This is a genomic window from Rhodococcus koreensis, from assembly GCF_900105905.1.
Classification (GTDB): domain Bacteria; phylum Actinomycetota; class Actinomycetes; order Mycobacteriales; family Mycobacteriaceae; genus Rhodococcus_F; species Rhodococcus_F koreensis.
Genome location: NZ_FNSV01000005.1, coordinates 3,955,419 through 3,968,881, shown reverse-complemented (window position 1 = coordinate 3,968,881; position 13,463 = coordinate 3,955,419). Strand labels below are relative to the sequence as shown.

The 13,463-nt window shown below is 67.0% G+C and carries 8 protein-coding genes and 1 pseudogene; 2 read left to right on the top strand and 7 right to left on the bottom strand.

Features of this window, described 5'->3' with window-relative positions; all coding sequences use genetic code 11:
* Window positions 1-24: 24 nt before the first annotated feature.
* From BLV94_RS22590 to hisD, 3 genes are all read right to left on the bottom strand, one after another.
* Window positions 25-1,611 (bottom strand): GMC family oxidoreductase, encoded by a 1,587-nt coding sequence (locus BLV94_RS22590; protein ID WP_072939244.1) that lies wholly within the window; start codon window positions 1,609-1,611, stop codon window positions 25-27.
* Between the two features lie 135 nt (window positions 1,612-1,746).
* Window positions 1,747-3,141 carry an aspartate ammonia-lyase gene (locus BLV94_RS22585; RefSeq protein WP_083395643.1) on the bottom strand — a complete coding sequence of 465 codons (1,395 nt, stop codon included), beginning with the start codon at window positions 3,139-3,141 and terminating at the stop codon, window positions 1,747-1,749.
* Window positions 3,138-4,463: a histidinol dehydrogenase gene (hisD, locus tag BLV94_RS22580; RefSeq protein ID WP_072939559.1), complete on the bottom strand. Its 1,326-nt coding sequence runs from the start codon at window positions 4,461-4,463 to the stop codon at window positions 3,138-3,140. Before hisD ends, BLV94_RS22585 begins: the two co-directional genes overlap by 4 nt.
* Before the next feature lie 130 nt (window positions 4,464-4,593).
* On the opposite strand from hisD, the gene BLV94_RS22575 reads away from it, so the two are divergent.
* Both BLV94_RS22575 and BLV94_RS22570 read left to right on the top strand, forming a co-directional pair.
* A complete protein-coding gene (locus BLV94_RS22575) occupies window positions 4,594-6,135 on the top strand; it encodes a PucR family transcriptional regulator (RefSeq protein ID WP_072939238.1) in 1,542 nt (513 codons plus the stop codon).
* A 222-nt stretch (window positions 6,136-6,357) separates the two neighbouring features.
* Window positions 6,358-7,689, top strand: a pseudogene (locus BLV94_RS22570) (MFS transporter); the annotation flags it as partial.
* A gap of 969 nt (window positions 7,690-8,658) precedes the next feature.
* Here BLV94_RS22570 and BLV94_RS22560 read toward each other — a convergent pair.
* From BLV94_RS22560 to BLV94_RS22545, 4 genes are all read right to left on the bottom strand, one after another.
* On the bottom strand, window positions 8,659-9,693 hold the full coding sequence (locus BLV94_RS22560) for a proline racemase family protein (RefSeq protein ID WP_072939232.1): 1,035 nt from the start codon (window positions 9,691-9,693) through the stop codon (window positions 8,659-8,661).
* A 47-nt stretch (window positions 9,694-9,740) separates the two neighbouring features.
* On the bottom strand, window positions 9,741-10,859 hold the full coding sequence (locus tag BLV94_RS22555; RefSeq protein ID WP_072939229.1) for a 1-aminocyclopropane-1-carboxylate deaminase/D-cysteine desulfhydrase: 1,119 nt from the start codon (window positions 10,857-10,859) through the stop codon (window positions 9,741-9,743).
* 93 nt (window positions 10,860-10,952) lie between these two features.
* Complete coding sequence (locus BLV94_RS22550) at window positions 10,953-11,849, bottom strand: dihydrodipicolinate synthase family protein (RefSeq protein WP_072939226.1); 897 nt, start codon at window positions 11,847-11,849, stop codon at window positions 10,953-10,955.
* 176 nt (window positions 11,850-12,025) lie between these two features.
* Window positions 12,026-13,366 carry an MFS transporter gene (locus BLV94_RS22545; RefSeq protein WP_072939224.1) on the bottom strand — a complete coding sequence of 447 codons (1,341 nt, stop codon included), beginning with the start codon at window positions 13,364-13,366 and terminating at the stop codon, window positions 12,026-12,028.
* Window positions 13,367-13,463: the final 97 nt, after the last annotated feature.

Sequence of the window (13,463 nt, the reverse complement as noted above, 5' to 3'; positions counted from 1 at the left end):
GGTTCCTAGCTGTCGGTGACGGTGTCAGACGGACGTGGGCTCGGCCGGGGAAGTCCGGCCTGCGGTCGTGCGGTGCTGTGCGGTGATCGCCTCGGCGACGCGGAAGGCGTTGGCCGCGATGGACAGGGCGGGGTTCATCACGGGCAGGGACGGGAAGAAGGACGAGTCGACGACGTAGAGGTTGTGCACGTCGTGGGCGCGGCAGTCGGCGTCGAGTACGGAGGTCGCGGGGTCGGTTCCGGCGCGGACGGTGCCGGCCTGGTGGGAGTTGACCTCGATGCCGGTGCCCTCGCTGAAGACGAACGGGTACCCGATCTTGCGGAGGATCTTGCGCATCTCGCGGACCAGCACCTCGTGGGCGCGCGTGTTGTTGGGGGTCCACGCGATCTGGATGTTGCCGTCGGCGGTGAGGGTGACGCGGTTGTCCGGATCGGGCAGGTCCTCGGTGAACAGCCACCAGTCGATGCTGCGGGCCGTCGCCTGGCTCAGCGCCCACTTGGGGATCAGCGGACGTTGGCCCTTGATCATCTCGCCCTGCAGTTTCCCGATCAGCTGCACGTGCCCGAGCGGATAGGGGTGCTCGGCGGTGCCGCGGGTGTAGAAGTCGTTGAGGTACAGCGTCTTCTGGAACTCGGCGGTGTTCTTCTTCAGCGGGTTGATGCCGACCATGATGGAGTTGTTGTGCACCATGTAGTTTCGTCCGACCATGCCGGAGGAGTTGGCGAGACCGCCCGGGTGCGCGGGGTTCGCCGACCGCAGCAGCAGCGCCGCGGAGTTGACGGCGCCGCAGGAGACCACCACGGTGGCTGCCTCGACGACGAGTTCGGTCCCGCGGTGCCGCAGCCGAACTCCGGTGGCCTGCATGCCGGTGTCGTCGGTCAGGACCTGTTCGGCGTAGGCGTTGGTCAGCAGTTCCACCGTGCCGGAGGCCACGGCGGGACGCACGCAGCGCACGTCCGCATCGGACTTGGCAAGCACGCGACAGGGGAACCCGTCGCAGGTCCGACATCGAATGCAGCCGCCGCCCTCGCGCAGGTCGATGCCCAGCGGAATGTTCGACGGGGTGTATCCGAGGCGGCGCAGGGCGTCGGCCGCCTCCTGCACCGGCGGTTCGTGTCCGATCGCCGGGTAGGGGAACGGTTCGTCGCGGGGCAGGGTCGGGTCGTCGGTGTGGTCACCGTGGACCCGGTACACCTGTTCTGCGCGTGCGTAATACGGCGCGAAGTCGTCGTACGAGAAGGGCCACTCGGGTGATTCGCCGGCCTCGTGCTGCGTCGACTGGAAGTCTTCCCGGCGGAACCGCACCAGCGAGGAGCCGTAGAGTTTGGTGTTCCCGCCGACGTAGTAGTATGTGCCGGGGCTGAACGGTCTGCCCTCGGTGTCGTACCACTGCTCGGCGTTCGCGTACCGGTGTCCTTCGAAGACCTCCTGCGGGCTCCAGTTCTGCTTTTCCTGCGGCAGGAAGTCGCCGCGCTCGATCAGAAGCACATCGACTCCCGAGTCCGCGAGCGCGTAGGCGAGCGTTCCACCGCCCATTCCGCTGCCGACGATGACGACGTCGTAGCTGTGTTTGCTCGGGCCTGTGGGCTCCCCCACGGATGCGTCTCTCATGGGTCCTGCTCCTCGGTCGTAGAGAGTGGTGTGACGAAGTTGGTTATACGTATAACTAAAGGTTAGCGACGACGTCGTGGATGTCAACCCCACACGAGCAGCTCATCCCGGCAGGGGACGAGCTGCTCGCGGTCGTCAGGGCACGAGCGGTCGAGTGAGATTCTCCGGCCGCAGCACGTCGTCGAGCTGTTCCCGGCTGAGCAGACCCCGCTCGAGCACGAGCGCGGCCACGGTGCGACCGGTCGCCAGTGCATCGGCGGCGATCGCGGTGGCCGCGGTGTACCCGATGTGCGGGTTGAGGGCCGTGACCACGCCGATGGACGCGTCGACGCTGTTCTTCAAGTGCTCGATGTTCGCGCCGATCCCCACGACACACCGCTCGCGGAGTACCGCGCATCCGCGGGTGAGCAGTTCGATCGTCTCGAACAGGCTGTGCGCGATGATCGGCTCGAACGCGTTGAGCTGTAGCTGCCCGCCCTCGGCGGCCATCGTGACGGTCAGGTCGTTCCCGATCACCCGGAAGGCGATCTGGTTCACGACCTCCGGGATCACCGGATTCACCTTGCCCGGCATGATCGACGAGCCGGCCTGGACGGGCGGCAACGTGATCTCACCAAAGCCGGCGCGCGGCCCCGACGACAGCAGCCGAAGGTCGTTGCAGATCTTGGACAGCTTCACCGCGGTGCGCTTGAGCACCCCGGACAGCTGGACGAACGCGCCGACGTCCTGGGTGGCTTCGATCAGGTCGGACGCCGTCGTCACCTCGATCCCGGTGATCGCGGCGAGATGCTCGCGGACCCGCCACGCGTACTCGTGGTGCGCGTTGAGACCGGTCCCGATCGCCGTTCCGCCGAGGTTGATCTCGGAGATGAGCGTCGCCGCCTCCCCGAGCCGCTGCGAATCCTCGTCGATCATCAGCGCGAACGTCGCGATCTCCTGCCCCAGGGTCATCGGGACCGCATCCTGCAATTGGGTGCGCCCGACCTTGAGGACGTCGGCGAACTCGGTCGACTTCACCGCGAATGCCGCCGCCAACTCGTGCATCGACGCCCGCAGCCTGGTCAGGGCGGTTTGCAGACCGGCCTTGATCGCGGTGGGGTAGACGTCGTTGGTGCTCTGGCTCATGTTCACGTGCTCGAGCGGATGCAGATGCTCGTAGCTGCCGCGGGCGTGGCCGAGCAGTTCCAGCGCCCGGTTGGCCACCACTTCGTTGGCGTTCATGTTGCTGGAGGTGCCGGCACCGCCCTGAATGACGTCCACGACGAACTGGTCCCGGAGGGCGCCGGCCCGAATCTCTTCACAGGCCCGGGCGATGGCGTCCGCTTCGCGCCGCGGTAGCAGGCCGAGTCCGGCGTTGGTCTGCGCCGCGGCCTGCTTGACGGCTGCCAGCGCCGACACGAGGTCGGGATGGCTGGACAGGGGAATGCCGGTGATCGGAAAGTTCTCGGTCGCCCGCAGGGTGTGGATGCCGTAGTAGGCGTCGGAGGGAACTTCCCGGTCGCCGAGGAGATCGTGCTCGAGACGGGTCATCGGTCCGAGGTCACTCGCGTCGGGATGTCGCCCCATGCCAACGGGGCGTTACCGAACTTGGCTGCCCGGAGGTCGCCGGACCGGGCGTGGCCCTCGAACTTCTCGAGTCGCGAGACCCGTCCGCAGATCTCACCCAGCTGGGCGCTGGTGTCGAGATTGCGGACCTCCTGGTAGGTGAGCGTCTTGAGGAACTTGCCCACCCACAGACCGCCGGTGTAGTTCGCGGCGCCGAGGGTCGGGAGGACGTGGTTGGTGCCGATCAGCTTGTCGCCGTAAGGAACACACGTGCCTTCGCCCAGGAACAGGGCGCCGTAGTTGCGCATGGCCGTCAGGGCCTGGCGCGGGTCCTCAGTGAGGATCTGGACGTGCTCGGACGCGAACTCGTCGGCGAGGGCGTAGGCCTCGGCGAGGGTGTCGACGATGTGGACCTGGCCGTGATCGCGCCACGCGGGACCGGCGATGGCGTTGGTCACCAGGCCCGGGAGCAGCGCCTCGATGTGGTCGAGGGTGGCCCGGCCGACCGCCTCGGACGTGGTGATCAGCACGCACGGGGAGTCGGGGCCGTGCTCGGCCTGCGACAGCAGGTCGACGGCGATGGTGAACGGGTCGGCGTGGTCGTCGGCGACGATGAGCGTCTCGGTCGGTCCGGCGAACAGGTCGATCCCGACCTCACCGAACAGTTGCCGCTTGGCCTCGGCCACAAAGGCGTTGCCGGGGCCGGTCAGGATCGAGACCGGGTCGACGGTGTTGGTGCCCAGTGCCAGGGCGGCGATCGCCTGGACGCCGCCGAGGACGAAGATCTCGTCGGCGCCGGCCAGATGCATGGCGGCGACGCTGATCGGCGGTGCCTCGCCCGCGTTCGGCGGGGTCGTCGCGGCGACGCGTTCGACGCCGGCGACCTTCGCGGTGAGCACGGTCATGTGCGCGGACGCGGTCAGCGGGTAGCGGCCGCCGGGCACGTACGCGGCCGCGGCGTCGATCGGGACGTTGCGGTGGCCGAGGAAGACGCCCGGCAGCGTCTCGACCTCGATGTCCTGGATCGAGTCCCGCTGCGCCTGAGCGAAGTTGCGGATCTGGCGCTGCGCGAACCGCAGGTCGTCGAGGACGGTCTCCGGCACGGACTTCACGATCTCCGCCACCTGGTCCTCGCTCAACCGGAACGACTCGGGGGACCAGCCGTCGAACTTCTCGGAGTACTTCCGGACGGCGTCGTCGCCGTTCGCGCGGACGTCGGCGATGACGGCGGCGACGGTGTCGACCACGGCGGGGTTGCTCGCCCGCTGCGCTGGTTCGCCGACGGCGGCCTTGAGAACGAATGACATGGGTGCTTCCTTCGGATGAGCGAGGGGCTGGATCTGTTGTCATTCAGCATTGCGGTGCCACACCGTTTCCGACAGTTGCATTGTGGGAACTATTTGCGTCGGTTCATGCACGTTCTGTGTACCATTGTTCATGGTCTTCACCGTCGCCGATGCCCTCGAAATCGATCTCCTCAAGGACGCGGGAGCCCGTGTCCTGACCGGATCGGGCAGCCTCGACCGTGAGGTCCGCTGGGTGCATTCATCCGAGATCTCGGATATCGCCCGCTTCCTCCGGGGCGGAGAATTACTCCTGACCGCCGGGCTCGGAATGGGCAACACGGGCGCCCTGCAGCAGGTGTTCGTGCGCGCAGCCGCTCATGCCGGGGCCGCCGCTCTCGTCATCGAGGAGTCGGGACGGATGTTCGACCGCGTACCGGATGCCGTAGTCGCCGAAGGGCAGGCCTGCGACCTGCCGATCATCGCCCTCGCCCGCGAGGTGTCGTTCGCCGGTGTCTCGGCGCAGGTGCACGAGATCCTGACCGACAAGCGCCTGCAGGCGCTCACCTACGAGCGGGAAGTCGAGTCCACGTTCTCGAACCTGCTGCTCGACGGCGCCGACTACCTGTCGATCGTGCAGACGCTGGCCGAACTCACCGACGGCACGGTGGTGCTCGAGAACATCGCGCACCGCGTGATGGCGTACGTCGGCGAGTTCGACGAGGAGGCCGGCATCGAGGACTGGGACAAGCACGCGCGCGGCCTCCACAGCGACGACGACGGATGCGTTCGCAGGCCGGTTCTGATGCGCGGCCAGCCCTGGGGCTGGATCCACGTCTTCACCGACCGGCCCGCGACCGCACGCTCCACCGCCACGTTCGCAGCGGAGCGCGCCGCCGCGTCCGTCGCGATCTCCTTGCTGACCGACCGGAGCCGGGAAGCACGGGACGACCAGCGGAGCACGGCACTGATCACGCGACTGCTGATCGGCGACCTCTCCGGAGCCGAATTCGTCGACCAGGCAGGAAGACTCGGATATCAGCTGGGGTCGGGACACATCGTCGTCGTCATCGCGAACAAGGACGGCCGCGACGAGTCGTCCGCTCCGCGCGGGGGCCGCCAGCCCGACACCGGGGCGATCAACGCCGACATGGGCGACTACGTCGTGGCGGTGGCGGCGGAATCCGGGCGAACACGCGCCGACCTCGCGGGCCTGCTCGGGAAGATGGAGCACGGGGGCGGCATGAGCCGCGCGGTGCCCGCCTCGATGCTGCAGGTCGCGGTCACGCAGGCAAAAAGTGCGGCCGCGGTGTCGCGCTCCCTGCCCGCCTCACCGATGCTGCATTTCGACGACCTCGGTGTCGAACGTCTGCTCGTGACGTTGGCGCAGGGTCCCGAACTCGCCAGCTTCGTCGAGGACGAACTCGGCCCACTTCTCACGAAGGATGCGCAGTCCACGACCCCGCTGCTCCCCACGTTGCGGGCCTTCCTCGCCGTCGACGGCCGCAAGACCGAAGCGGCGGACAAACTCTTCATCCAGCGCCGGACGCTGTACAACCGGCTCGACCGCATTGCCGCGATCCTGGGTAAATCCCTGGACGACGCCGCCACCCGGCAGAGCCTGCTGCTCGCGGTGAAGGGGCTGGATCTGCTCGAGGGGTCGTCGGTCGCGGCGCGCAGGAGCGGGCGACCATGAGTGAGGAGCGGGCGACCATGAGTGCGGAGCAGGCGACCATGACATCGCCGGCGCTGCCTTCTCACTCTGTGCAGTCTGCGCGCGGGAGGTACACGGTCTGTACCTGTTGTGCGGCGCGTCACCTTCGTAGTGTTTTCACCAAGATTCCGGCCATCCAGTCGGTGTTGATCGAAAGTTCACGCGCTCGCTACTCGCTGAACGGATGCCTACCCCCGTAGGCGCCCGCGGCGGTCCGAGACCTACGGCAAGGACGAAATCATGGCAACACATGGAGCAGGCACCGCTCCCGTGCTCGACCATACACGCGTGCGAAAGGCGCGAATCGCAACATTTTTCGGCTTCTTCCAGTTGGGCGCCGTGATGTTGATGTGGTCGACGAGCACCACTTCGTTGCGTAGTCACCTCGGATGGGAGGGCGACGGCGGCGACTCGCAGTTCGGCCTCCTCGCGCTGTCGATCGGCATCGGCGCAGCCGTCGGGTGCTTCGCCATCGGCCCGTTCATCGATCGGTACGGCCCGCGAAACACGGCCATGCCCACGATGGTGATCTACCCGCTCTGTTACATCCCCCTCGCGTTCCTCGACGGACTGGTCGGAGCGATGGCGATCGGCGTGCTCATCGGACTGCTCCGCGGCGCATTCGACACGGCGTTCAACACCCACGGCGTGCAGGTCGAGCGGTACTACGGGCGACCCATCATGTCCGCGTTCCACGCCGCCTACCCGGCGGGTGGCTTCGTTCTCGGTCTCGTCGGCAGCGCGCTGGCCCGGCACTTCACCGACAGCCCGGCCGTCGCCTACATCTCGATCGGCGTGGTGTTGTCGGTCCTCGGTTTCGTCTTCGGCAAGTGGCTCCTCTCCCTCGACGAGTTGCTGCCCCCGGAGCAGGACGAGATTCCGGGCGCAGCCGACCCCGCCCACCCGGGGAAGCGGTCGGCCACCACGGCGACGCTGCTCGTGATGATCGGATTCGGTGTGCTCCTGCTCGGGTCGATGTTGAGCGAGGGCGCGGTCCTGGACTGGGGCCAGGAATTCGTTCGCCGTGCGGTCGGCACCACGGCAGGGCTGGCGGCGACGGCAGTGACGCTCTACTCGGGTGCGCAGTTCGTCGGCCGGTTGTTCGGCGACAGGCTGGCCGAGTACTTCGGTGCCCGCCTCATCGTCGGCGCGAGCGGAGTCATCGGCGCCGCCGGTGCTCTCCTCGCGATGCTGGGCGGCTCGGCCCCGCTCGCACTCACCGGCTTCGTGCTGCTCGGTCTCGGCCTGGCCTGCATGGCACCGCTCATGCTGTCGGCGGCCGGGCGACGCGATCCGGAGAATGCGGGACGGAACATCGGTCTCGTCAACGCGATCGGCTACGTGGGCATGCTGGTCGGGCCGGCCGCGATCACCGTCGTCGTCGACAACCTCGGTATCGAATGGATGCCACTGCTGCCGGCCATCCTCCTCGCGCTGATCGCGATCGGCGGTCCCGCCCTGATGCGCCTGGTGCCGCGCTACCACAAGCCGGTCAACGAGGCACACAACGAGCAACGACCCATCGCGGCCGGCTGACCCGGCCCGACCGAACCACTGATGCGGTTCAGCACTCGACAGTGTGCTGAACCGCATCAGCGTCGTGAAGAAGAGCAGATGCATCCGAGAACGACATCGCCGCTGCGAGACTCGGTGCGCATGGCGGACATCGCACGAGAAGCCCGAGTATCGATCGCGACCGTGTCGCCGTTGTCGTGCCCCGCATCGACTCAAGCGTCGAGGCCGGCGCCTTTCTCGATACCTTGCCGCTGCGGCGAAAGGTGGATGGGCTCGGGACCGAATCTGTGCGTGCGCTCCTCGGCATCCTGGAGGAGGATCCCCGCAATGACGAGTGACAACGAAGTCACGGTTCTCGATTGGGTCGAGACGACTCCTGACGAACTGCTCGCCCGCCTCTGCGAAACACGACAGATGAACACGAACCGCCCGATCGTCATCGGAATCGATGGCCGGAGTGGGTCGGGAAAGTCCACCGTTGCCGCTCGACTCGCTGCAGCGACCGGTGACAGCGTAATCGTCCATACCGATGACATAGCCTGGCACCACTCCTTTTTCGGTTGGCACCATCTTCTTGCCGACGGCATCCTCTGCCCTCTCCGGCAGTGCGGGGCGCCTGTCTCGTTCCGTCCACCCGGGTGGGTGGCACGCGGACGGCCCGGTTCCATCGACATTCCGGATACCGCGAACGTCGTCTTCGTCGAAGGAGTAGGGGCAACCCACCGCGACCTAGCCGGATGGTTCGACGCCACGATCTGGGTGTCCACCGACCCGGTGGTCGCCTACCGCAGATGTGTCGAGCGCGGGGTCGATCCGCCCGCGTTCATCGAGGAGTGGATGGCGCAGGAGAACCCCTTCCTGGCCGAAGACCGCCCGTGGGCGCGGGCATCGGTCATCATCTCCGGAGAGCGCGTGCCGGCCGGGACGTCAAACGGCCGAATCCCACGTGAGTGGGAAAGCGTGTCCCGGCACACTTTCCCACTCACATGGTCAGTGTCCGGTCGGCCAGTTGTCGGACAGTGTGTAGCCGGTGGGGAAGGGGTCGGCGGGGTCGAGGCCGACCTGGCTGAGTTCGGTGATGTAGGCCTGCCCGGTGACGCGGGGTACGACCGCCTCGTAGTCGCCCACACTGGTGAGCCGGTCGATGCGGCTGGTGAATCGGCTGCCGATCACGGATTCGTGGACGAAGGTCTCACCCACCTCGATCAGGCCTTTCGCTTTCAGGACCGCAAGACGTGCGGACGTGCCGGTGCCGCAGGGCGAGCGATCCAGCCGCCCCGGTGAGACCACGACCGCGTTACGCGCGGTCAGGACGCCCTCGTGGCGGGACAGCGGGCCGACGAATTCGGTCTGGGTGATGCCGGCGAACTCCGGGTTGGTGGGGTGCTGGGCCGGAATTTGCTCCGCTGCTGCGGTTTTCAGCCTCTGTCCGAGTTCGCACAGGTCGCGGGCCTCGTCGGGAACCAACTTCAGGCCGAGGGCCTCGGCGTCGGCGAGCACGTACGCCATGCCGCCCCAGGCGACGTCGACGGTGAGGGTGCCGTATCCGTCGAGTTCGAGCGGTACCTCGACCGCATAGGCGAAGGCGGGCTGGTTTTCGAACTCGACGCCGGTGACCTTGCCGTTCTCGCAGGTGCACCGGATGCGGATGAGCCCGGCGGGCGCCTCGAGGACGATGTCGGTGACGGGTTCGACCATGGGGATCATCCCGGTCTCGAGCAGTGCCGTCGCGACACACATCGTGTTGCTGCCCGACATGGCCGGATACTCGGTCGACTCGGCGATGACGTAGCCGAGCTGGGCCTGCGGATCGGTGGCCGGGACGATGTAGTTGACGCAGTGGGTGACCGCACCGCGGGGTTCGTGCAACAGCAATTGCCGCAGGTCGTCCTGATTGTCCCGGAAGTGCTTCATCTTCTCGAACACGGTGGCGCCGGGAACGTCACCGATCCCGCCGGTCACGACGTTGTTGATTTCTCCACCCACGTGACACTTGACCACGTTGACGACTCGGCTCCACCGCACGACTTCCTCCGATCCGATGCGCTTCGATGGCGTTCATCGAAGCAGTGTCAGTAATTGTTCTGTGCCGCGGCGAGCGGCCTTCCCTTCGAGCGTTGCACAGCCGGGTATGCGGCCGCGGCGTCGTCGGCGAACATCGCCGGCACACCACCGGTGTGCAGGAACACGATGGGCCCGGTCAGGCGGGGGTCGGACAGTGCGGCGACGGCCTTCGCCGTGTACACCGGGTCGGTCACGATGCCCTCGTCACGGGCCAGTTCGGTCATCGCCGCCTGCGACCGGTCCGAGGCAAGTGCGTATCCCGGACCGAGGTACTCGTCGAACACGGTCGGGGTCACTGCGGGCGGGTCGAATCCGAGCTCCGCGGTGGCGGCCACCAGGTCCCGGACCCGTCCGCCGAGGTCGGAGTGGATCTGCGCGACGTCGACGCCGACGATGTTCGCCGGGGCGCCGAGCAGTGCGGCACCGAGTTCGAGCCCGGCCTGGGTGCCGCCGGTCGAGGAGGCGTGGACGATGGTGGCTTCGGTGCGGTCGACGAGATCGAGTTGGTGGTGGATCTCGAGGAAGGCAGCGGCGTAGGCCAGTACTCCCGAGCTGGTGCTGCCGCCGGCGGGAACGAGGTACGGGCGTTTGCTGCGGTTGCCCTGATCCCGCAGCCGGGCACACAGCTGCCGGGCGTGCGCACTCATCGAAGTCCAGTCGAGGTCGTCGACGAAATGGGTTTCGGCGCCGAACAAGTCGTCGAGGAGTAGGTTGCCGCTGGGGCGGTGCGGGGCACGGCCACCCAGGATCAGGTGGGCGTCGATGCCCGCCGCGGTCGCGGCCGCCGCCACGGTGCGGGCATGGTTGGACTGCTGCGCCCCGACGGTGACCAGGCTGGTCGCGCGGGCGTTCATCGCATCGGCGAGAATCAGCTCCAGCTTCCGGGACTTGTTGCCGCCGGCCGCGAACCCGGTCAGATCGTCCCGCTTGATCCAGACCTCACGGCCCAGGCGTTCGGAGAAGTTCGGCAGCAGATGCATCGGTGTCGGGGTGGCGGTGAGCCTGATCCTGCACCGCCACCGCCGCGCGAGGATCTCTCGGGCGCGGGCGTCGGCGATGCAGGGCATCAGGTACGAGACGGGATCGGTGACGGAGACGTTTGCCACCGGCCTCTGCGCGCGTGTCATGGGAAGGGTCGCTCCTTTCGAAACGCGTGCGATTCGGGTCGGCGATGCCGGCCGCGGTGGGCCGACATCGCCGACAGTCGGTGAGGGGCCGGTCTACTTGCCGTAGTTCAGTCCGGTCTCGGCGATCAGCTTGGTGAGCTCTTCCTTCTTCTCCGCGGGCAGTTCGCCGTAGGGTGCGCGCGGCACACCGAGGTCGACACCCACGGCCTGTGCGGCGGCCTTGGTGGCCACGGCGTAGCCTTCCTTGCCCAGGAAGTCGAGGACGTTCCACAGACGCTTGAAGATCTCGAGGGCCTCGGTGTACTTGCCGGCCTTGGCCAGCTCGTAGATCGCCACGGTCTCCTTGGGCGCGAAGTTCGGTGCACCCCAGATGGATCCGGCGGCACCAGCGGAGAAGGCGGGCAGCACGATGGTGTCCCAACCGACGAACGTGTCGATGGCGTCACCGAGGTTGAAGATGAGGTCGAAGGCCTGCTCGATCGAGCCGGAGGTGTCCTTGATGTACTTCACGGCGTCGGTGCGCTCGAGCAGCTCGCGGTAGAACGGGCGGTCGAGGTTCATTCCGGTGACACCGGGCAGGTTGTACGCGATGACCGGGATGTTCGCGGCCTCGCCGACGGTGGCGAAGTACTCGATCACCTCGTGGCGGGTGGGCGCCTCGTAGAACGGCTGGACCAGCAGGACCGCGTCCGCTCCGGCGTCGGCGGCGTGCTTGGACAGTTCGATCGCGTCCGCGGTGCGGGTCGAGCCGGTCTGCGGGGCGACGGGCACCCGGCCTGCGGCCTGGTCGATGACGACTTTGTTGACGAGCTTGCGCTCGTCGAGGGACAGTGCCGCGAACTCGCCGGTGCTGCCACCGGGAACGAGACCGTGCAGACCGTTGTCGATCAGAAAGTCGACGTGGTTGCGCAGTGCGCCTTCGTCGACGGAGCCGTCGGCGGCGAAGGGAGTGGAAACGGCAGCGAGGATGCCACCCAGCTTCTTGGTCATGTTCGTGTCCTTGTGTCGTGGTTGGTCGGCTACTTGAGGGCCGTGGATTCTCCGAGTCGATGGCCCGGATCCCGCTCGTCTCCTCGACCGTCGTAGATTGACGATTGTCGACAAGTGAACGATAGAAATTTAACTGTGGCGCGCGGTGCTTGTCAAGGGTTCGGGTGGCGGGGTTCTCATTCGCCGACCCGGACCGGGTCGTACTGAGCCGGACGGGCGGCGATGACGGCGTCGGTCTTGCGTCCGGCGGTTTCGTGGAGGGTGGCGGCGGCGACGATCGCGGTGACCCCGGTGACGATCAGGATCACCGAGGGGGACACCGGGCTTCCGGTGGCGGAGATCAGCCAGGTCGCAAAGTACGGTGCGGTGCCACCGAAGAGTGCGACGGAGATGTTGAAGCCGATGGAGAAGCCGGCGTAGCGCACTCTCGAGGGGAAGATCTCCACCATCGCGGCGCCGGAGGCCGACATGAACATGGCCAGGCACACGCCCATGGCGGCGTGGGCGACCATGATGGCGGCGATGTTGCCGGTGGAGAACGCCACGAAGGCGGGGAAGACGATCAGTGTGCTCGACACCGCGCCGAGGATGATGACCGGCTTGCGGCCGAAGTGGTCCGAGAAGCGGGCGAAGACGAAGATCGACACCGCGGCCGACACCAGGCAGGTGACCGTCGACGCGGACGCCATGCCGAACGAGAATCCGACCTCGGCCTGCAGGTAGGTCTCCATGTAGACGAAGATGAAATAGAAGGCGGCGGCCTGGAAGGCGATGCAGCCGACGACTTGCACGATCTGGCGCCGGCTGGTGGCGAGGGCGTCCTTGATGGGTGACTCACTCACCTCGCCGGAAGCCTGCAAGCGCTCGAATTCCGCTGTGTCGCTGAGCTTGAGCCGGATGTAGAGGCCCACCAGTCCGAGCGGACCGGCGATCAGGAACGGTATCCGCCAGCCCCAGGCGAACATGGCGTCGTCGCTCAGGGCCGCGTTCAAGCTCAGGACGAGGATCGAGGCGGCGGCGTTGGCGAGGTAGCTCGAGCAGTGCCAGAAGCTCACCGTGCGTGCCCGTCGTCCCCGCGCGGCGGACTCGACCAGGAACGTGGCGGCACCGCCGGGTTCGCCACCGGCGGCGAAGCCCTGCAGGATGCGCAGAGCCACCAGTAGGACGGGCGCGGCGATGCCGATGGAGGCGTAGCCGGGCAGCAGGCCGACCGCGAAGGTCGACATCGACATCAAAATGATGACGGTGGCCAGGATCTTCTTGCGGCCCACCTTGTCGCCGAGACGGCCGAAGACGAATCCGCCGATCGGATTCATCAGGAAGGCGACCCCGAATGCGGCGAAGGTCGCCAGCAGACTGGTGGCGGGGTTTTCGGAGGGGAAGAAGATCTGCCCCAGGAGTACGGCGAGGAACCCGTACGCCGCGAAGTCGAACCAGGTGATGAAGTTTCCGATGGCCGCCGCGGTGATGGCTCGACGCATCTCCGAGCCGTGCAGATGGCCCTGGTGTTCTGTCATGGATGCTTCCGATCGATTCGTGGGCACCCGCACAAGTTGTAGTGCGGTCTATTGTCGACAAGTGACGTTCCTGATTGTTGTCCGGGTCACACACAAT